Here is a 19,152-nt window from a genome sequence, read left to right as displayed (position 1 = left end):
AAATATTTAATGAAGACAATATTCAGAATTGCAAAAACAGAACTACGGGTACTGTTCTATTCTCCCATTGCCTGGTTTTTACTGGTTGCCTTTTTTATTCAATGCGGTATCGCCTATTTCCTTCAGCTGAAAGGATACGCCGGCATGCAGGAAATGGGCGGCGAACAGTTACGTTATATGGATCATCTGACTATCAAGATCTTTTCCAGTCAAATGAGCGTATTCGATAACGTGATGCAGAAACTGTATCTCTACATACCCTTGCTTACAATGGGATTGATCAGCCGGGAAACCAGCAGTGGTACTATTAAACTGCTGTATTCTTCCCCGATCAAAGTGCGGGACATTGTGCTGGGTAAGTACCTGGCCATGCTTATTTACAGCCTGCTGATGGTGGCGGCCATGAGTGTTTTCATTGTGGCCGGAATGTGGCAGATCAAATCACTGGACAGCGGGATCATGCTATCTGCTGTACTGGGACTTTTCCTGTTGCTGTGCACGTACGCCGCCATCGGGTTGTTTATGTCCAGTTTAACTACCTACCAGGTAGTAGCGGCGGTATGTACTTTTGTGATGATCGGCATCCTCAGCTTTGTAGGCACCATGTGGCAAAGCATCGATTTTGTGCGGGATCTTACCTATTTCCTGTCTATCCAGGGACGTACGCAGAAAATGTTGTTTGGTTTAATCAGCAGTAAAGATGTATTATATTTCCTCGTTATCATCTTTATGTTTATCGGCTTCACCTATTTCAAGCTGAAATCCGGCATGGAATCCAGGCCATTTATGGTGAAAGCAATGAGATATGTGATTGTGGTGGTTATTGGCCTCGCTGTGGGTTATGTCAGTTCCCGGCCTGCCTTTACAACCTATACGGATACCACGGTTCACCAGGAACAAACCCTCACACCCAATGCCCAACGGATTATTAAAGAGTTGGGAGATGAACCACTGGAAGTGATCACTTATAACAATGCTTTGAGCAGATATTCGTGGCTGGGCGTACCCGAGCAACGTAACAGGCTGCTGGACAACTGGGATCTGTATACCCGTTTCAAGCCGGGTATCAGTTTCCGGTTTGTACAGTACTATGCCGAGCCGTTGGATAATCCGCAGTTTCCGTTTGCTAAAATGTATCCCGGCAAAACTGTTAAAGAGGCGGCGGAGCAAACCATACGTGGGATGGGGATGAAGGTATCCGCGTTTAAAACACCCGAAGAGATCAAAAAAATAATTGACCTGGAACCGGAATTGAACCGGTTTGTAATGCAGTTAAAATACAAAGGCCGCTCTACTTTTCTGCGGGTATTTGATGACCAGATGGTATGGCCAGGCGAAACAGAGGTTTCCGCTGCCTTCAAACGTTTACTGCAGGCTAAGCTGCCAAAGATCCTGTTTGTAACCGGCGACCTGGAAAGGGATATTCATAAAGTGGGCGCCAGGGAATATATGACCATCACCAATACTAAACCATTCCGGTATTCCCTCATTAACCAGGGCTTCGATTCAGACACCATCTCCCTCGGTTCGCGCGATATCCCGGAAGGGATTACCGCCCTGGTACTGACAGATCCGAAAACGGCCCTCAGCGCGGCTGCGCAGGCCAAACTGGAACAGTATATCGATAAAGGAGGAAACCTGCTTATTGCCGGGGAACCAGGCAAGCAAACGGTGCTCAATCCTATCCTGCAAAAACTGGGCGTGCAAATGATGGAAGGCGTGGTGGCCCAACCCAGCAAGGATCTTACGCCGGATATCGTATTACCGCAGTTAACTCCGCTGGCAGTGTCTTTATCCGCCGATGTAGCGAAAACAGTGAAAGACAGCCTGAAAGTGGCAATGCCGGGTGTTACCGGTCTTACCTACAGCGGTAGTTCCTTCACCATTGAGCCATTGCTGATTACCGATACCCAAAAGAGCTGGCTAAGGAAAACTTCGCTGGTACTGGATTCTGCACAGGTTGTATATGATGCCGCCGCTGGTGATGAGAGAAAAGCATTGCCGGTGATGATCAGCATGACCCGCAAAGTGGACGGTAAAGAACAACGCATCATTGTAGCCGGCGATGCCGATTTTATGAGTAACAGCAACCTGAACAGGTTTGATGTGGAAACCGCTAACTTCCCTTTCATTACCGCATTATTCAGCTGGCTGGATTACAAACAGTTCCCGATAGATACACACCGCCCGGAATCGGAAGACAACCGGGTAAAAGTATCGCTCGACGATGTAGATCTGCTGAAGATCGTATACCTCTGGGTGATGCCGGGAATCATGATTGCTTTTGGCGCTATATTGCTGATCAGGCGTAAGCGGAAATAAAACTTTATGCTATTTACAACAGATAAACAAACACTGGAAGATCTTAACATCTTTGGCAAACATGGCGGAGATTCCATCTTCAATATCTTTAACCGCTGCATCACGAGAGGTGGTGCAGCGGTGCTGGATGAAATGTTCCAGTACCCGCTGTCGGACGAGCAGATGATTAACCGCCGCAGTGGCATCATTCAGCATTTTGCTGTAAAGGAAACCGTGTTCCCGTTTGAGAATACACTCTTTGATGCAGCAGAACCCTATCTCGCAAATACGGATGAACGGACCAGGCTCACCATAGAAGAACATGCGGTCACTAAAAAACTCAGCAGCCTTATTGCACCGGATGCAGACGCTGTTCAGCTCCGCAAGGGAGTGATGGCGCTTGCCAGGCTGATAAAAGGACTGCATGATTTTATTCACTCACCGGAAGTAGCGGGAATGCCTTATTATAAAACAGAGAAAGCCGCTATAGCCGCACTGCTGACGGACCCCGCGCTGAGCCCCGTGATCACACAAACGGGAAAAGACAAGCTGCCGGCCGCTACAATGGCTGCTTTCGACGGTATTTTCCGTTTCCGCCACCGGGACATTATTTTGAAACTGCTGCGGCATATCTATTACCTCGATGTATACATCGCCGTAGCAAAGGTGGCAAAGGAACGGGGATTTGTGTTCCCGGTTGCCCTGCAAAAAAGCCGCCTGACGGTAACCCTGGAAGGCGTATATCACCCGCAGGTGCCCAATGCCGTGGCCAACACGATTGGGATAACCCCGGATGGCAACGTTATTTTCCTGACAGGCGCTAACATGGCCGGGAAGTCTACTTTCATGAAATCATTGAGCATTGCGCTGTTCCTCGCACATATGGGTTTCCCTGTACCGGCCACCCGCATGGAGTTTTCAGTGCTGGATGGTATTTACACTACAATAAATCTTCCGGATAATCTTGGGATGGGCGCCAGCCATTTTTATGCGGAAGTGCTGCGCGTGAAAAAGATGGCGCATGAACTCAGTCAGGGTAGAAACCTGCTGATCGTTTTTGATGAAATGTTCCGTGGTACCAACGTAAAAGATGCCTACGAAGCTACTATTGCCATTACCAAAGCCTTTGCTACCAAACGTAACAGCCTGTTTGTGATTTCCACCCATATCATTGAGGCCGGGGAAGTATTAAAACAAGCCTGTGATAATGTTCATTTTATTTACCTCCCAACTCGTATGGATGGTAACAAACCTGTGTACACGTACAAACTGGAAAATGGTATAACGGACGACCGTCATGGTATGATCATCATCAATAATGAGGGTATCCTTGATATGCTGCGGGCAGGTATCTCAAAAATGAATTAAAAGATAATAACATGAGCTTCATTGCCGATAAACAAACATTGGATGACCTGAACCTGCTGGGTAAATATAAATCGCATTCTATTTACAGTCTTTTTAATAAAGTGCGCACAGCAGGCGGTGAGCGGTTACTGGAATCTATGTTCCAGCATCCGCTTACAACGCCGGAAGAAATCAACCGGCGCAGCAGCACGTTCCGGTACTTCCAGGAAAAGCAGCTGGAGTTTCCCTTTCAGAACGGCTCCTTCCGGGCAGCGGAAAATTACCTGGGCATGGGACCTGCCGGCAACAGGGTATCGGAAATGATTACTACGGTGAAAAAAAAGATTGGGCATTCGCTGTTGAGAGATGACCAGTTTACGATCCTGCACAACGGGCTGCTGGCCTGTATCGCCGCATTAAATGCGTTGAAGGAGCTGTTAAATCATATGGATGATAACCATCCGCATCCTTTCCGGGAACAGGTAAAAATGTTGCTGGATATTTTTTCCAATCACCGGTTAAAATGGCTTACCGAAGAAAAAGACGCAACACAGTTGCCGCTGATGAAAGTGGTCCGCTATGATTTCCTGTTGCGTAATACCCTGCGAAAGGAAATGGACATCATCCTGGAAAATATCTACCTGTTGGATGTTTACACAGCAGTGAGCCAGGTGGCGCGGGAGAAAAATTTCTCTTATGCAACCGCGCTGCCGGTAACGGATCATTTAATCCAGGTAGATGGACTCCGGCATCCGGGGCTGGACAATGGCGTGCCTAATCCTTTATCCCTTCACCTGAACCGGAACGTGATGTTCCTCACCGGCGCCAATATGGCCGGTAAATCCACCCTGATGAAGTCTTTTGGCATTGCGGTGTACCTGGCGCATATGGGATTCCCGGTAGCTGCCGTCTCGATGAAGTTTGCGGTGAGAGACGGCCTATATACCTCTATTAATGTACCGGACAGCCTGAGCCTGGGATACAGCCATTTTTATGCGGAAGTAATGCGCGTAAAAAATGTGGCCGCAGAAGTGAGTCAGAAAAAGAACCTCGTCGTAATTTTTGATGAATTATTTAAAGGCACCAATGTAAAAGATGCGTACGACGCCACCCTGGCGGTAACGGAAGCCTTTTCCCAATACAGGAATTCCTTCTTTATTATCTCCACCCATATCATTGAGGTAGGGGAAACACTAAAACAGCGATGTGATAATTTGCAGTTTGCTTACCTGCCAACCGTGATGGAAGGTACTGTGCCACGATATACTTACCAGCTGGAAACCGGTATCACTACCGACCGGCACGGCATGATGATCATAGAAAATGAAGGGATCCTGGAAATTATTTTGTCTTAAGATAGCAACCTCTCATTGCGTGGGATTTATCTTATTATAAATATCGTTGTAGGTATCAAAGTTCCGGAACACCTGGCTGGTGGGTAAATTTAATTGTTGTGCGATCGTGGAAATGCTATCTGCCCTTGTGAGCAGTTTAATGGCTTCCTTTGTCTGGTTGGTGGCGATTAGCCGGGTAACGGCCTGGATCAACCGTTCCTGGTAGGTATTACCTTTTACATTAATGATGTAAGGATGTGTAATAAAGCTTCTCGTAAGCTCGTCCAAACGGTCCATGAAGCCGGTGAGGTTGCTGTAAGGTGCATCTATCTGCGAAAAATTATTCCAGTAAAGATCATATTTAACGTAATCGATCACCATATCTATCAGCAATTCCTGTTCAAAATTAATCCCGCTGTTATTTTCATTAACGGCAAAGCGGGTCATCACGGCAGATAGTACCGGCAAAAGATTGTTTAATTCAATAAGCTGTTTGTTGCCCGCCAGCAGCTCAAGATCGGGGAGGGGAAGGAATTCGCAATCTGTAAAGTCTGTATTTTCCCCGGTGGCCAGTATTTGCAGGGCGCGGACAAGCGTTACCAAAAAAGGATGCTCCCGGATGATCCCGTGATCGCTGTCGGTGAGCTGCTGGAAATTTTTATAGTCTTTGAACGCATACATGATTTTGTCCAGCACCAGGTATTCTTCCGCCTCCCGGCGGAATGATTGTTTATTGGAATAAAAGAAGAAACAATTTTCCATATCCGCTTTATTATGATAACGGATCATGAATTGGGTCTGATAATGATCGTATATATAGAAGGGAAAGATCCTGGGATCTTCTGTGCCATTGGCTTTCAGGAAGTATAACCCGTTATCCAGTTTGCCGGAAAAAATAAACCAGCCTTCTTCATTATTAAAGCGGGTATTATCAGTGTTGAATTCAATCAATATTTCATTAGTACTGCTGAGAATGGAGTAGCTGGTAAGTAAGGTAACAGGAACCAGTTCCGGGAAAGTGTTTTTGTCGTATTTGGCGCCAAAGAAGAGGAAGTTGGGCCGGTCCGGCGTATTGGGGTTGGTGGATTGTATGCTGAATGCTTCAAGATTTTTGCACAAGTAATCATGGGTGGCTTTGAAAGATAAGATGGGTGCAACAGAGGGGTAGTCGAAGTCGAAGTGAAATGTTTTGTCGGCATCCACAATGAGCAGATATTCCTGGTAATAATCGATCAGGTTTACTTTCAGGCGGTAGATGCCTTTTTCCACAAACATATCCAGCTGGGAAGTGTACCCGGCATAAATGATCTGCAGATCGCCATCTACGAGCACCAGGTGCAATCCCTCCACTGGTTGGTTGAAAGCTACGAGAATATGGAATTTAACATCAGAATTGTTCATAACCCATAGTATTTTCAGAGAAGTTGATGATAGTTTTTTGTTCACCACTTACGTTGTCCACTAAAACATAATTCCCTTTTTCCAGTTTGTAGTGCCATTTATCTCCTGTAACTACGTTATCTGTACGCAGTTTGTCAGCGTTTTTATTATAGAGGGTCACATTGGAATTACGGTTAAAGGTGATTTCGAAGTTGTAGGCTTCTTCCAGTTTTTTTACTTCGCAGATCACGATGTTATCGCCGCCATTGTCCGTAGAGGCACTGCCGTTCTGGATCTTATTGTATTTCAGGGCATAGGTGGGGAAATTGTTTTCTATGTGCTGTTTCAGGTCCAGTGCGGTGATCCTGCCACTGTTGTTGGTATCGGCATCACCTTTCAGGCTTTCGATGAGGAAAGAGGTAAAGGCGCCTCTTTTCTGGTTGGAGTCGATCGATACTTCGTAGCTTAATTTCCCGTAGATAGTGGAATTGCAAACCAATACTTTGGGTACGCGTTCTCCTACTTTATTCTGCCAGTCGCCGATAGGAGGAAGCCCTTTTATCATGGTGTCGTTTTCCCGGCAGCAGTCGAGGAACAACAGTACTTCATCAAAGATTCCTTTGTTAATCAGCCCGGTTAAGTAATCCAGGCTGGAGATACAGTGATTAATCATTTTGGGCCAGAACCGCATGCATAGGGCGGTATTGTTAAAGGTATTGCCGATACCATGACCGGAAAAATAAAAGTAGATGCGATTGGTTTCGTTCCGGTGTGTTTTCGCATTTTCTGTGATGGCTTCAATGGCACTATCAATTTCATAGCCAATCACAATCTGGTTGCTGGCATCGGATTTCAGTAGTTTAATATTATCGGGGTTGGAAACGAGCTGCATATCGGTCAGGAATTTTGCAAATGCCTCTGCATCGGCTACTGCCCCGGAGAGTGCCCTTTTATCATAATGGTCAATACCTATTATAATTGCATATTCCATGAGTTAAATACTTTTTAGAATAGCGGTTAAAGTGAGTGTGTCGTTGTCAAAATCGCCGTGTTTAAGAGAGCTGCAGCGCAGGCTTTCATCGGCATTTTCAAGATCTGTGGAGAGGATCAGTTTATTATTGCTGATATATTGATTCAGTTTTTTCAGTTCATCAAAGCTTTCGTAACGGCCGGTTGCCTTCAATTGTTCATGCAGCCCCATAATTTTGGCGTCCACCTCTTCTTCAAAAAGACCGGACACCAGGTACAATAAGGAGTGTGTGTAAGCAAAGGGAATACAATGATCTTTTTTCTCATTGCTTTCGTCCATTGTAAACATCTTAAAATGTTTGAACACGCCTTTTTCCTGCGCTGGGCTTCCCTTCTGGAGGAAGAAGTCCGTTCTGCAGGCGGGCGCCAGGAAGAAAACATTGTTATAGGTAATGGCATTGAAATGGTTGGTAGTGGCTTCGAGCAGGTTGCATACCGCAATGGCGCCGGCGCTGTGTCCTATCAGTTCTATATCCAGTTTTTTCCCTGCGGCTTTTCGTTTTTGCAGGTGTGCATCCAGCAGGGAGAGGAAGTGTGTACCGGCATGCAGGTTGTTACCGGTTCGTCCGCTGTTGCTGCTGAACATGTTGCCGGATTTATCTTTGATCTGTTTCCAGCCCCATCCGCCAATTTTATCCAGGTACAGTTTTCTGAAGGCTTCTTCCATGATGGTGGGGTAGAAGTCGTGGTGCGTTTTTTTGAAATAGCGTTTTAATACTGCAAAGGCTATCTGCGCTACTACTTTGGCTACAAACAGCATTCCGCCCCTGGCCACTTCATCGCCTTCGGCCTGTTCATATTTAAGTTCGTCCGATCCTTCGGCGCTCACCAGGCCTTTGGCTTCTGTTTCCAGTTTGGCGTAGTAGGTGCTGTAATTTTCGTCTTCCTCATCTATTTCAAGGGGTGTTCCGCCGCGGGCATCCAGCGACCGGTCGAGGTCTTCAAAAGGTTCGATCTTTTGTTTTTCCGCGGCAATGGTTTCATCGCTGAGGTAGGTGCCGCCGCCTTTGGCATCATCCAGTCCCAGTTTTTTAGCCACCAGTTTGGTAACGAATTTCACGATTTCATCGAACATGCCTTTACCGGTAAGTTCCTTCAGGTTTTTCAGGTTTTGCATCACTACTTCGGCTGGACCGGTTTCCCATACAAAGGCAACGGTATGTCTTTTGGCCGCGGTATCGGCGAAGTGTTCTTTCATGACGGTGGCAGCTTTCAGCCCGCTTTTTTCGCTGACTAATCCCCCGTGAAAATAGATGAGCAGTTTTTCGATATCTTTTTCTTCGAGGTAGCTGAAGATTTGTTCTACATCGGCAGGGGTGGTGGACAGGTGACCGGAATCAGCAAAGGTGCCATCGGCGCCTGCATTCACAAAGAAGATTTTTTCAAGTGCTTCCATGATCTTTTTTTGGGGATGATTTGAATACACGGAAAGGCCCATCTTTATTTGGGATGATTGGGGTACTGGTTTGGAGTTACTCGTCTTTTGGGGCTTCTTTTCCTGATCTCTAATATCGGTCATTTTTACAGAAATTCAAATTTATTGTACCAGGGAGAGGGTCCGCCGGGTTTAGTGCTATCTGAAAAAATTATTGGTTCTTTTTAAAGAAAACCAGAATACTTGTATACCTTTACACCCGGATATCAGAAATTATATTGGAAAAATACAGGGAAAAGATTGAGCAGCATAGTACAACTATGGAATCAATGGGGCTTACCCCGGTGGCGGCAAGGGTATTTATATACCTGATGCTGAGTGAAGAGCACCAGGCAACCTTTGAGCAAATGGTGAATTACTTTGGCGTGAGTAAAAGCGCCGTTTCCAATGCGCTCAAAATGCTGGAGTCGGTAAAGATGGTAGACGCCAAAACCATTGGTGGACAGCGTAAGCGGTATTTCTCCGTGAATGTGAAAACCATGTTCAGTGAAGATCACATCTCTGAAAAGATAAAGCAGTTTTATACCATAATGGATGATATCAGGGCCACGAGAAAGGTAGATGACGCATTTAACGAAGAACTGAAAGAAGTATCAGACCTGTACAAGATGATGTTGTTTGAAATTCCGTTGATCCTGGAACGATGGAAAAGAACCATTGAATTAAAACAACAGCAAAAATAAACCTCTTTTTTTGCCAACTTTAGTTCTTTTGATTCAGAACTAAAAGAAATACAAGCATATCAGATGAAAACAGTCAGCCTGTTGCTGTTACTGGCTCTCCATGTAAGGATAGCAGCCGGGCAAAGCATGCCCGTAAACAGCACTTCTCCGCAATGGACCCTTGAAAAATGCCTGGAATACGCCACCAGCCATAACCAGGACATCCTCTCACAAAAGCAGCTGGTACAAGCCGGCACACAAGACCGCAAAGCAGCTGCCGCCCAACTCACGCCGCAGATAACATTGAAAGGAGAAATAGACAACTACTGGAAAATTCCCGTACAGGTATTTCCCGGGGAGCTGGTGAACCAACCCGCCGGTACTTTTATCCCCGTTAGAATGGGAACCCCCTGGATGGGCAGCTACGGTGTGGATGCCGACCTGCCGCTGGTAGACATACAAACCTGGCAACGCATCAAACTCGCCCGCCTGAAGGAACAGGGCGCACAGGCGGAGTACAACTCCCTGCTGAAAACGTTGCTCAGGAATGTACGCATTGCCTGGTACAGCGTACAGCAACAACAGGAATATGTTGCCGTTACCACTCATCTCCAGGAAAATTATCAACACATCCACCAGCTGATCAGCCGCCAGTTTGATAAAGGACTGATCGATAAAATTGTGCTGAACCAATCGGCCACCCTGCTGAAAAACCGGGAGGTGGAGCATCTGGAAGCCGTTGCCACCTTGCAGCAAAACTACCTGGACCTGAAATTCTGGATGGGCTTTCCATTGGAAGAAACGCTGCCGGTGGCCGCATCCGGCGAATTACCGGAACTGGCCATCACCGGGTTCAACGGCGAACAGCTGCCGGATTATGAAGCGGAGTTATCTAAAGTAAAAGTAGCGCAGCAAAATTACCGTTCTTCCTTATCGGCCATCTACCCAAGCTTGCATATCAAAGGCACCTGGGAGCAACTGGGTTTTGGCGATAAAACCAGTTTCATTACCCGCTCCCCGTGGTTTACTGTAGGCTTTGTGGGCCTGCAACTCAGTATGCCACTGTCGCTCAGCAGGATCGCCTATCAGCCCCGCAGCCAGAAAGCCCGCTGGGAAGCCGCTGATCAGCAGTTCAAAAGTTATACATCTCAACAGGAAAAAAAATACCGGCAGGGAAAAGTACTACTGGAACAAGCTGCCAAAAATATCCAGCTGCAACAGGAAAATATCCACCTCGCCACAGAAAATGAACAACTTACCACGCTGAAAATTAATAAAGGCATCATCGATATGATCCAGCTGAAAGAAGTACAAACAGATCTCTACAAAGCACAGGAACAACTGAACGATGCGAGGATGGATTTTTTCAGACACTATACAGAAATAAATTACTTACAAAATAAATAAGCCTGCATGAAAAAGCTTTTATTAACAGCAGGAATAGCCATCCTGGCAACCGCCTGCAAAGAAAAAATACCCGTTTATACCGTACAGCAACGTACCCTCAATGAAGCCGTATACGCATCCGGGGAAATCATGCCCCAGGCTTATTATTTCTTGAAATCCAACAGCGCCGACCTTCTCCTGCAGGTAAAAGTAAAAGAAGGCGATGCCGTAAACCGCGACCAGGTACTGGCAGTGCTGGGTACGCCCAGTCAGCTTACACAATCGGATATACTCCACCGCCAGGTAGCACTGGCCGGCAGCAATGCGGAAGACGGCTCCGCCACCCTCAACGAATTAAAAGAACGGATTGAACAGGCCCGGCAAAAGTATGAAGCCGATAACCTGAACGCCGCACGATATACCGATCTCGCAAAAGATAAAGCCGTTGCGGAAAAGGATGCGGAACAAACACGGCTGGAAGCAGCTAACAGTTTACATACCTACCGTTCATTACAACAGCAGTATCTCGCACAAAAAAATGCCCTGGCGGATAAACTGCTGCAAACACGCGAACAACTGGCAGCAAACAACCAGGTGAGGGAAGGAAAAGTACTGAAAAGCCCGGTAGATGGGAGCGTATTTAAAGTATACCTGAAAGAAGGAGAGCTTGCGCCGCTCAACGACCCGGTAATGATGATTGGCCTGCCCGGCAAATTTAAACTGGAACTACTGGTAGACGAAAGGGATATCAGCAAAATTAAAACCGGGCAGAAAGTATATTTTGAAACAGATGTGTATGCCGGTAAGCAATTTGCCGCCACCATCAATAAAATTATTCCGGTATTGCAGAAAGAAAGCAGGAGTTTCCAGGTGGAAGCCGCAGTATTGGATAGCAATGCATTTTATCCACAGTCGTCGGTAGAAGCCAATATCATCATCCGGGAAAATATACGCGCTCTAATGATCCCCGCCGATTACCTGCTGAAAGGCGACAGCGTATACCTGCAACAGGGAAAGGAATGGCGGAAGACGCATATCACCACTCATACAAAAAGCGGCGAGTGGGTGGAAATAACAGGCGGACTACACGCCGGGGATATCATCGCAAAAAAAGAGTAAGCCATGAAATTGCTAACCGACATACAGCTCACAGCATCTATTGCGCTTACGCATATGCGCACCAGGCTGAAACAAACCGTTATTGCCACCATAGGCGTTACTTTCGGGATCACGATGTTTGTATTTATGGTGAGCTTTATCCAGGGCTCCAATGATTTTGTTAAGGCCGTAGCCTTTGAGCAATCGCCACACCTGCGGCTGTACAACGAAGTACAAACCACGCCAGGTACCATCCTCGATAAGGTGCAAACACACGCGGTAAATATAGTAGATCACGTAAAACCAAAAGATGTTTTACTGAGTTTGAAAGATGGAAAGCAGATTGTACAAATGCTGCAACAGGACCATCGTATCCGTGCAGTCTCCGGCGCTGTCAACGCACAGGTATTTTACAGGATGGGTTCCAGCGCTATCAATGGTATCATCAACGGGATTGAATTTGAAGCAGAGAATTCGTTGTTTAACCTGCAGGCCAAATTGGTGGATGGTAGTTTTCATGAATTATCTACCATGCCCAACAGCCTGGTAATGGGCATCGGGCTTGCCAAACGGCTGAATGTAAAAACGGGCGACCGGTTCGCACTCACAACAGAAAAAGGAAACTCCTTTTATGTTACCGTGGTAGGGATTTTTAAAACCGGCATGACCGATATCGACAAACAACAAAGCTATGCCAGTCTTAATACCGTGCAACGTTTCCTCGGCGTGCCCGCTGCATACATCACCGATATAAAGATCAAACTGCATGACATGGAGCTGGCGCCCGCATTGTCAAAGGAACTGCAAACGAAATATGGCTTCCAGGGGTCCGACTGGAAACAGGATAACTCTGCTATCCTGGAAGGCGACGCACTCCGGAAGATGATTGTATACAGCGTAGCCATCACCATATTGCTGGTAGCAGGGTTTGGCATTTTCAACATCCTCACCATGATGATCTATGAAAAAATGAAGGACATTGCCATCCTTAAAGCGATGGGGTTTTCCGATGCGGATATCCGGTGGATCTTTTTGATACAGGCGTTGATCATTGGTATTATCGGCGCATTGCTGGGATTGTTGTTTGGCTTTCTTTGTGCCTATGGTATTTCAAAAATGCCATACAAAAGCGATGTCATGATCACGCTGGATCATTTGCCGGTAAGTTTCAACGCGGTGTATTATACCACCGGTTTTTCTTTTGGCATTCTGACCACTGCGCTCGCCGGCTACCTACCATCGCGCAAAGCAGCCCATGTAGATCCTATCACTATTTTAAGAGGGTAAACCATGAACCTGATCTCCGTTAAACATGTAAATAAATATTTCCTGCAACCCGCAAAGATGCAGGTGCTGAATGATGTGAGTTTTGAGATAGAAAAAGGAAAATTCGTTGCTATTACAGGGAAATCCGGCAGTGGCAAATCCACGCTGCTATACCTGCTGTCTACCATGGATACTGCTTTTGAAGGCAGCATCCGTATTAACCAGGAAGAAATGCAGGGAAAAAGTAATCCCTGGCTCGCTGATTTCAGGAACCATCACATTGGTTTTGTATTCCAGTTTCATTACCTGTTACCGGAATTTTCCGTGTTGAAGAATGTGATGTTGCCTGCACTTAAACTACGAAGATATTCATCTTCAGAAATAGAGCATCGTGCGAATGAACTCCTTAAATTGCTCGGAGTAGCCGACCAGGCGCATAAGCGGGCATCATTGCTTTCCGGTGGCCAACAGCAGCGGGTGGCTATTGCGCGGGCACTGATCAACGAACCGTTGATCATTATGGGAGATGAACCGACCGGTAATCTTGATAGCCATAATGCTGCAGTAGTATTCGATCTCTTTAAAAAATTATCAGCAGAAAACGGGCAAACGATATTAATGGTAACCCATGATGAAGACATAGCCAAAAGATCGGACCGCACTATTCATCTCACAGATGGTAAAATAGACGAGGTACATCTAGGGTAGCCGGGCGGCCAGCTTCTCCGGCATATATTTCAGCACCTGGTAAATGATCTTCCATTTGGCTCCCGGCACAATGGCAAAGCGATTCCCGGCATTCACTATTTTCTGTGCAATAAAGGAAGGCTCCATCAGCAGGTATTCAGGAAGGTCAAGTCCGGCGGTCATTTTACTGCGGATATATCCTGCTATAATTACATTAACAATAATTTTCCTGGAGAAGAGATATTGCCGCAGTCCTGCAAGATACTGTGTGAATGCAGCTTTGGTGCTCCCATATACAAAGTTACTCTTGCGTCCGCGTACGCCGGAAAGCGACGATAGCCCGATGATTCTTTCCAGGTGATCGTTTTCTTTGTCTGTGATAATGAGGTTAAGAATAGACAGCGCGCCGGCATAATGCACATTGATCATCCGGTAACTGCCTTCCCAATCTACCAGTGCCTGTTCGTTGGTTACCTGGAATCCGGCAGCGTATACCACGATATGAGGTTTGGCGGGCAGGCCGGCATAGAATTCTGCATGACCGGAAAAAGCGGTGGCATCAAAATAGCAGATGGTCAGTTGCTGATCAGCTACGTTCCTGGCTTTCATAAATGATGCGATGTCGCCTGTGCTGCGCGAAGCAGCTATAACATGATAGCCTTTTTCCAGGTACAGTAATATTGCTTCTTTGGCCACATCGGAATTGGCGCCGAGGACAAGGACCGTTTTGATAGCATGAAGATTCATAGATCATAAAAATAGTCATTGTCCGGAAATTAGTTGCATTGCCGGAAATTACGTTTCCGGCAATGCAGCGGGGAGCAGCATCAGGACCTTCTTTTACTGATATCACACAGCATATCGGAATGGATGTTCAACCCGATGTTGGTAATATTATAAAGATGTTCGCTGGCCACCAGCCAAACAATTTCACAGATCTGGCGATCAGAGTAATACTCCGGCAAACGGCTGAAAGTGGTAGGGTTTACCGTTTTATCCCTGGTAAGTTCTGTTACATAGTCGAGCAGCGCTTTTTCCGCGGGTGAAAAAAGCGGGCTTACGGTATAGTCGTCCAACGCATCAAGGGACATCTGTTAAAAACCTATCTTGTTAAATCCGGTTATTTACTGTAATCTTATAGGGTAATAAAGTAACCCGATGACAGTACCTATCATTAACAGGTGGATCTCCTGCCTGTGTTGTTTAACTATGGCGGCAGTAGCCACTGCCCAATCTCCCGCAAAAAATAACAAGCTTGAAAAGATAGACGCTGCCCTGACAGATATTCTGCAGGAAGCGCAGGGCGCCGGCTTTGCGGTAGCGGTAGTGGAAAAAGACCAGGTGATATTTTCAAAAGGCTTTGGCTACCGGGACATGACCCGTAAATTACCGGTTACCGCGCATACCCGTTTTGCCATTGGCTCCTGTACCAAAGCATTTACCAGCGCCTTACTCGGCGACCTGCGCCAGGAAGGGAAGGTTGATTTTGATAAACCGGCAACGACCTATCTGCCCGCACTGGATTTTGCCGACAGCTATCTCAATACCCAGGTTACCTTGCGTGATATGATGTGCCATCGCACGGGTTTTTCCCGTTACGACCTGGCATGGTATCTTTTTGAAACGGATTCGAGAGACTCGCTGCTGAAGCGCATGCACTTCATGAAACCCAATGCGCCTTTACGCGCCCGCTGGCAATACAACAACTTTATGTTTATGGTGCAGGGAATGGTAGCAGAGCGGTTAACGGGACAGTCGTGGGAGCAGAATATTACCAGCCGCATTTTTCAGCCACTGGGCATGAGCGAATCTTCCATCGGTACTATTGCCCTGGCGGCTGCGGACGAGCCGTCGCGCGGATACCAGTTCAGTAAGGAAAACGGCATTAAGGAAATGAAGTATCACCCCATAGTGGCAATGGGGCCGGCCGGCGCCATCAACAGCACGGTAATGGATATGTCGAAATGGCTCATCACCTGGATCTATGGCGGGAAGTACCACGGGAAAGAAATCATCCCGGCAGATTATGTGAAAGAGGCCATTTCTTCCCAGATGGTGATTCCGGGCGGTGAACCGGATAAGCAAACACCGTATATCCAGTTTGCCAATTACGGACTTGGCTGGATGCTGCTTTCTTATCGTGGTCATTATCGCGTGGAGCACGGCGGGAATATAGATGGCTTCACCGCATTGACTACCTTCTATCCAACAGATAGTATTGGTATTGTGGTGCTGAGCAATCAGAATAATTCCGCCATTCCTACAAAGGTGACGAACCTGATCACCGACCGGCTGCTGGGCATTGTGGCCGACACCAAATCTAAAAATAAGCCCGGTAAAAAAGAGGATGATCCTGCGCCGTCCAGGGATTCAGCGTTTAAGCCGCATGCTGCTACACACCCGGTGACAGCGTTTGCCGGGGTGTTTAAAAATGATGCTTATGGTAACTTTGAAATTTCTGTGAAGAAAGATTCCCTGTTTGCCACATTCCCTGATGTAACGTGGTACCTGAACCAGGAAGACTATAACATTTTCTCTCCTTATGATGCTGCAGACAGCGTGATTGATGTAAAGTATAAGTCGAATGTAAGAGTACAATTCCTCATGAATAACAGCGGGGAAATTGACCGGCTGAGTTTTGCCTACGACCCGTCCGGCGATCCGGTGATATTTGACCGTGTGCCGCAACAGGTGGTATTATCGGCCGCCTCACTGGCGCCGTTTGTGGGCGCCTACAAATTGGCTTCCGTGCCTATCCAGATCAAACTATCGGATACCCAGGTGCTCACAATGGTGGTGCCCGGGCAACCGGTGTATACGCTGGAAGCGATCGATAACAGTACTTTCCGTATTAAGGGGCTGAAAGAGTTTAAAGTAAAGTTTATCAGGGATGATAAAGACAAAGTGGTGGCGTTAACTTCCATTCAGCCCAATGGTACCTTCCGGGCGGAGAAGGAATAATGCATTTTCCATGCAAGAAAAAACCGGTGCAGCTCTGTATTACTGCACCGGTCTGGGGAACATTGTATTTATTGATGGGGCCGGGTTACGAACAACGACGTTAAGACACACTATTAAAAACTAAAATTGGGGTGTTACCGAGATGCCATCATTATTACAAACCGTTGCCAGGCATGTGTTTGATGGGATCTCCGGATAAAAGGCCATCAGCTATTCTTCTTGTTAATCCGTAAAGGATTGTATTACAGGGGCAAAAGTATAGCGCGGAAACCAGGCAATCAACTGCGAAAATTCGCAGGTTATGCGATTCTTTATTATTTTTACGATCAAAAAGATGCATCCTGATAAGTTGGCGTTTGGTAGTTACTCGAAAGGATTTATAACTGATGTTCCGGCTGATCTGACCAGCCCGGAGGCATTGCATTTTAAAAATACGATCCGCCGGTTTGCGGATGAAGCCATCTATATTTATTCGTTTAAAGAAAATAAGATGCTGTATGCTGATGGCTGGGAGGAACTGCTCGGCTATGCGGATAATGAAATCAGCATGCTCACCATTGTAAATATCACTGCACCCGAATATGCCCCTTTTTCCAATGAACTGAACGATAAAGCCCTGATGTTCCTGCACAATAAATTTATTGGCGATGAACCATACAGCTTTACTATCGAACTAAAAAAGATCCATAAAAACGGTACGCCGGTACCCCTCATCAGCAAAGTGGGCGTATTTACCACAGAACAGGGGAAGGTGACCAGCATCATTGGCCACTCCCAGAAAAATGAGAGCATTAAATTCGGAAACGTGATGCGCTATGCCGCATACGGACCGGAAAAATCCGAGTTTGAAGAGGAGCTGAACAAGCAGCTGTTCCGGTATTACGCCATCTCTGAAAAAGAGAAAGACGCCCTTTCGTTGGTGGCTGAGGGTTATTCCTTCAAGGAAATTGCCGCCCGGTTTGGCGTATCGCAGTCGGCTATCGAAAAGAGGATTTTACCGATGTATAAACGTTTCAACGTAAAAAGCCTGACCCATCTCATCAGCTTTGCATTTGCAAATCATATTCTGCCTTAGCCGCCTTGTTTTTCCGGACATACCGCTCCAGGTTGAGTGAAAGCATCTTTTCCCGTTCCACCCCTATGCTGTGCAGCATGTTTTGCCAGGTGGCAGATAGTTTACGGTCCTGATCGTCATTGCCCAACACCCAGATAACATTGGTATCCTTCAGTGCGGTCCTGTTAATGTCGTTGGTAGAGGAGCCATCCACAAAGCTGAGGAAGCGGTCGGATGTGATCAGATCTTCCTTCACCGGGTTGCCGGGGTTAATATCATCAATCACCAGTATGGAAGCTTTGCGCCAGGTCCACAGCACATCGGCGGTGGAGTCATCGTCCTGTTCATAAAACATGCAGTAAAGCTTCATGGCAGACGTATACACCGCGGAATAGTGACGGATGGATAACTCGGTAGCTATGGCCACGCTCAAACTTGTTTTGCCGCTGTTCTTGGGTCCAAACAGGAACAGGTGCATGCCCTGTGTATTGCTGTCCAGGAAACGCCTGATCAGATCAATATCTTCCGGGGCAATCTGCTCTGTACTCCACTGGCTCAGCCGAAACTGAAACGGATAGCCGGGTGTTTGCAGGTACATTTTGGTGAGGTACCAGTAATAGGTAGGATACACAAGTAAAGCGGCAGTTACTATAACTACCACTCTGGCCACCGTGGTATCTCTGCATAACAGGGAACAAAAAAATGCGCCCAGCCAGAAAAACAACAGGTCGGTGATGGTATCAAAAGCCACATTTCCCCAGGCAGGCTGAAATATATAAGACTTTACACCGCCTTTTTTCCCAAAGGTCAGTGGCCACAGGAAGTTGATGGCCTCAAATACCAGCCATACGGCGCTGATGCTCCAGGCGGCGGTAAGTGCGGCACGTGTTTCCTCCATGCGGTTTTTCAGCACCAGGTATAAAATGAAAGCGGGAATAAACCCCAGAGAGAAGTGACCAAACTGATTTGCCAGCCACGTATAGGTAAGCGTAACCCCGCGGTAAGAGTCCTTACCTCCGAGGTCAGCCTTCAGCTGACGGAACATGTTTCCGCGGGTAATAGTTTTTTTCATGAGCAGTTCGGGATAGCAGCGGTTGGGTAATTGAGGGTAAATATAATAAGTTGACAGAAATAATATACCGGCTTCCCCAAAAAAGCATTGAAATAACAAGGAGCTCCGGGTTAATACCCTGCGGAAAATGAGTATTAAAC

At 46.7% G+C, this 19,152-nt stretch carries 16 protein-coding genes; 10 read left to right on the top strand and 6 right to left on the bottom strand.

Annotated elements, in window-relative coordinates; genetic code table 11:
• Window positions 1-9: 9 nt before the first annotated feature.
• Genes B5Z18_RS05715 through B5Z18_RS05705 form a run of 3 tightly spaced genes read left to right on the top strand, consistent with a single transcriptional unit; the run spans window position 10 to window position 5,003 of the window.
• On the top strand, window positions 10-2,322 hold the full coding sequence (locus tag B5Z18_RS05715) for a Gldg family protein (RefSeq protein WP_079468419.1): 2,313 nt from the start codon (window positions 10-12) through the stop codon (window positions 2,320-2,322).
• Between the two features lie 6 nt (window positions 2,323-2,328).
• Window positions 2,329-3,669, top strand: coding sequence for a MutS-related protein (locus tag B5Z18_RS05710; protein ID WP_079468418.1), 1,341 nt, complete (start codon window positions 2,329-2,331; stop codon window positions 3,667-3,669).
• Between the two features lie 11 nt (window positions 3,670-3,680).
• Entirely contained in the window at window positions 3,681-5,003 is a 1,323-nt protein-coding gene (locus tag B5Z18_RS05705; protein WP_079468417.1) for a MutS-related protein, read from the top strand.
• A gap of 12 nt (window positions 5,004-5,015) precedes the next feature.
• On the opposite strand, the gene B5Z18_RS05700 is transcribed toward B5Z18_RS05705, so the two are convergent.
• From B5Z18_RS05700 to B5Z18_RS05690, 3 genes are read right to left on the bottom strand one after another with little or no spacing between them, the layout of a single operon-like run.
• A complete protein-coding gene (locus B5Z18_RS05700; RefSeq protein ID WP_079468416.1) occupies window positions 5,016-6,383 on the bottom strand; it encodes a hypothetical protein in 1,368 nt (455 codons plus the stop codon).
• Entirely contained in the window at window positions 6,370-7,353 is a 984-nt protein-coding gene (locus B5Z18_RS05695; RefSeq protein ID WP_079468415.1) for a caspase family protein, read from the bottom strand. The genes B5Z18_RS05700 and B5Z18_RS05695 overlap by 14 nt, the downstream gene beginning before the upstream one ends.
• A gap of 3 nt (window positions 7,354-7,356) precedes the next feature.
• Window positions 7,357-8,787: a hypothetical protein gene (locus tag B5Z18_RS05690; protein WP_079468414.1), complete on the bottom strand. Its 1,431-nt coding sequence runs from the start codon at window positions 8,785-8,787 to the stop codon at window positions 7,357-7,359.
• A gap of 257 nt (window positions 8,788-9,044) precedes the next feature.
• Here B5Z18_RS05690 and B5Z18_RS05685 point away from each other — a divergent pair, with 257 nt between their 5' ends.
• The 5 genes from B5Z18_RS05685 (at window position 9,045) to B5Z18_RS05665 (ending at window position 13,946) form a co-directional block, all read left to right on the top strand.
• Window positions 9,045-9,509, top strand: a complete 465-nt coding sequence (locus B5Z18_RS05685) for a GbsR/MarR family transcriptional regulator (protein ID WP_133256279.1) — start codon at window positions 9,045-9,047, stop codon at window positions 9,507-9,509.
• Between the two features lie 63 nt (window positions 9,510-9,572).
• Window positions 9,573-10,895 (top strand): TolC family protein, encoded by a 1,323-nt coding sequence (locus tag B5Z18_RS05680; RefSeq protein ID WP_079468412.1) that lies wholly within the window; start codon window positions 9,573-9,575, stop codon window positions 10,893-10,895.
• A 6-nt stretch (window positions 10,896-10,901) separates the two neighbouring features.
• Window positions 10,902-11,993 (top strand): efflux RND transporter periplasmic adaptor subunit, encoded by a 1,092-nt coding sequence (locus B5Z18_RS05675; RefSeq protein ID WP_079468411.1) that lies wholly within the window; start codon window positions 10,902-10,904, stop codon window positions 11,991-11,993.
• 3 nt (window positions 11,994-11,996) lie between these two features.
• The gene (locus B5Z18_RS05670; RefSeq protein WP_200817206.1) at window positions 11,997-13,259 is read left to right on the top strand and encodes an ABC transporter permease; all 1,263 of its coding nucleotides are present in this window, start codon (window positions 11,997-11,999) and stop codon (window positions 13,257-13,259) included.
• Window positions 13,260-13,262: 3 nt separating this feature from the next.
• Window positions 13,263-13,946, top strand: a complete 684-nt coding sequence (locus B5Z18_RS05665) for an ABC transporter ATP-binding protein (RefSeq protein ID WP_079468410.1) — start codon at window positions 13,263-13,265, stop codon at window positions 13,944-13,946.
• On the opposite strand, the gene B5Z18_RS05660 is transcribed toward B5Z18_RS05665, so the two are convergent.
• Both B5Z18_RS05660 and B5Z18_RS05655 read right to left on the bottom strand, forming a co-directional pair.
• The gene (locus B5Z18_RS05660) at window positions 13,938-14,672 is read right to left on the bottom strand and encodes an SDR family NAD(P)-dependent oxidoreductase (RefSeq protein WP_200817205.1); all 735 of its coding nucleotides are present in this window, start codon (window positions 14,670-14,672) and stop codon (window positions 13,938-13,940) included. The two genes, B5Z18_RS05665 and B5Z18_RS05660, sit on opposite strands and share 9 nt — an antisense overlap.
• 80 nt (window positions 14,673-14,752) lie before the next feature.
• Complete coding sequence (locus B5Z18_RS05655; RefSeq protein WP_079468409.1) at window positions 14,753-15,016, bottom strand: carboxymuconolactone decarboxylase family protein; 264 nt, start codon at window positions 15,014-15,016, stop codon at window positions 14,753-14,755.
• 67 nt (window positions 15,017-15,083) lie between these two features.
• Here B5Z18_RS05655 and B5Z18_RS05650 point away from each other — a divergent pair, with 67 nt between their 5' ends.
• Window positions 15,084-16,886 carry a serine hydrolase gene (locus tag B5Z18_RS05650; protein ID WP_079468408.1) on the top strand — a complete coding sequence of 601 codons (1,803 nt, stop codon included), beginning with the start codon at window positions 15,084-15,086 and terminating at the stop codon, window positions 16,884-16,886.
• A 301-nt stretch (window positions 16,887-17,187) separates the two neighbouring features.
• Complete coding sequence (locus tag B5Z18_RS05645; protein ID WP_200817204.1) at window positions 17,188-17,961, top strand: LuxR C-terminal-related transcriptional regulator; 774 nt, start codon at window positions 17,188-17,190, stop codon at window positions 17,959-17,961.
• Here the strand turns inward: B5Z18_RS05645 and B5Z18_RS05640 are convergent.
• Window positions 17,927-19,012, bottom strand: a complete 1,086-nt coding sequence (locus tag B5Z18_RS05640) for an ATP-binding protein (protein ID WP_143313499.1) — start codon at window positions 19,010-19,012, stop codon at window positions 17,927-17,929. The genes B5Z18_RS05645 and B5Z18_RS05640 overlap by 35 nt on opposite strands.
• Between the last annotated feature and the right edge of the window lie 140 nt (window positions 19,013-19,152).

It is taken from the genome of Chitinophaga ginsengisegetis (assembly GCF_900168065.1).
Lineage (GTDB): Bacteria > Bacteroidota > Bacteroidia > Chitinophagales > Chitinophagaceae > Chitinophaga > Chitinophaga ginsengisegetis.
This window is presented reverse-complemented; position numbering and strand designations above follow the sequence as displayed.

What these genes read in the sequence shown, in the direction of transcription:
- B5Z18_RS05645 (WP_200817204.1), top strand. Translation starts at nt 17,188, where the DNA reads ATGCGATTCTTTATTATTTTTACGATCAAAAAGATGCATCCTGATAAG.
- B5Z18_RS05670 (WP_200817206.1), top strand. Translation starts at nt 11,997, where the DNA reads ATGAAATTGCTAACCGACATACAGCTCACAGCATCTATTGCGCTTACG.
- B5Z18_RS05710 (WP_079468418.1), top strand. Translation starts at nt 2,329, where the DNA reads ATGCTATTTACAACAGATAAACAAACACTGGAAGATCTTAACATCTTT.
- B5Z18_RS05655 (WP_079468409.1), bottom strand. Translation starts at nt 15,016, where the DNA reads ATGTCCCTTGATGCGTTGGACGACTATACCGTAAGCCCGCTTTTTTCA.
- B5Z18_RS05660 (WP_200817205.1), bottom strand. Translation starts at nt 14,672, where the DNA reads ATGAATCTTCATGCTATCAAAACGGTCCTTGTCCTCGGCGCCAATTCC.
- B5Z18_RS05665 (WP_079468410.1), top strand. Translation starts at nt 13,263, where the DNA reads ATGAACCTGATCTCCGTTAAACATGTAAATAAATATTTCCTGCAACCC.
- B5Z18_RS05705 (WP_079468417.1), top strand. Translation starts at nt 3,681, where the DNA reads ATGAGCTTCATTGCCGATAAACAAACATTGGATGACCTGAACCTGCTG.
- B5Z18_RS05675 (WP_079468411.1), top strand. Translation starts at nt 10,902, where the DNA reads ATGAAAAAGCTTTTATTAACAGCAGGAATAGCCATCCTGGCAACCGCC.
- B5Z18_RS05640 (WP_143313499.1), bottom strand. Translation starts at nt 19,012, where the DNA reads ATGAAAAAAACTATTACCCGCGGAAACATGTTCCGTCAGCTGAAGGCT.
- B5Z18_RS05695 (WP_079468415.1), bottom strand. Translation starts at nt 7,353, where the DNA reads ATGGAATATGCAATTATAATAGGTATTGACCATTATGATAAAAGGGCA.
- B5Z18_RS05680 (WP_079468412.1), top strand. Translation starts at nt 9,573, where the DNA reads ATGAAAACAGTCAGCCTGTTGCTGTTACTGGCTCTCCATGTAAGGATA.
- B5Z18_RS05715 (WP_079468419.1), top strand. Translation starts at nt 10, where the DNA reads ATGAAGACAATATTCAGAATTGCAAAAACAGAACTACGGGTACTGTTC.
- B5Z18_RS05700 (WP_079468416.1), bottom strand. Translation starts at nt 6,383, where the DNA reads ATGAACAATTCTGATGTTAAATTCCATATTCTCGTAGCTTTCAACCAA.
- B5Z18_RS05690 (WP_079468414.1), bottom strand. Translation starts at nt 8,787, where the DNA reads ATGGAAGCACTTGAAAAAATCTTCTTTGTGAATGCAGGCGCCGATGGC.
- B5Z18_RS05650 (WP_079468408.1), top strand. Translation starts at nt 15,084, where the DNA reads ATGACAGTACCTATCATTAACAGGTGGATCTCCTGCCTGTGTTGTTTA.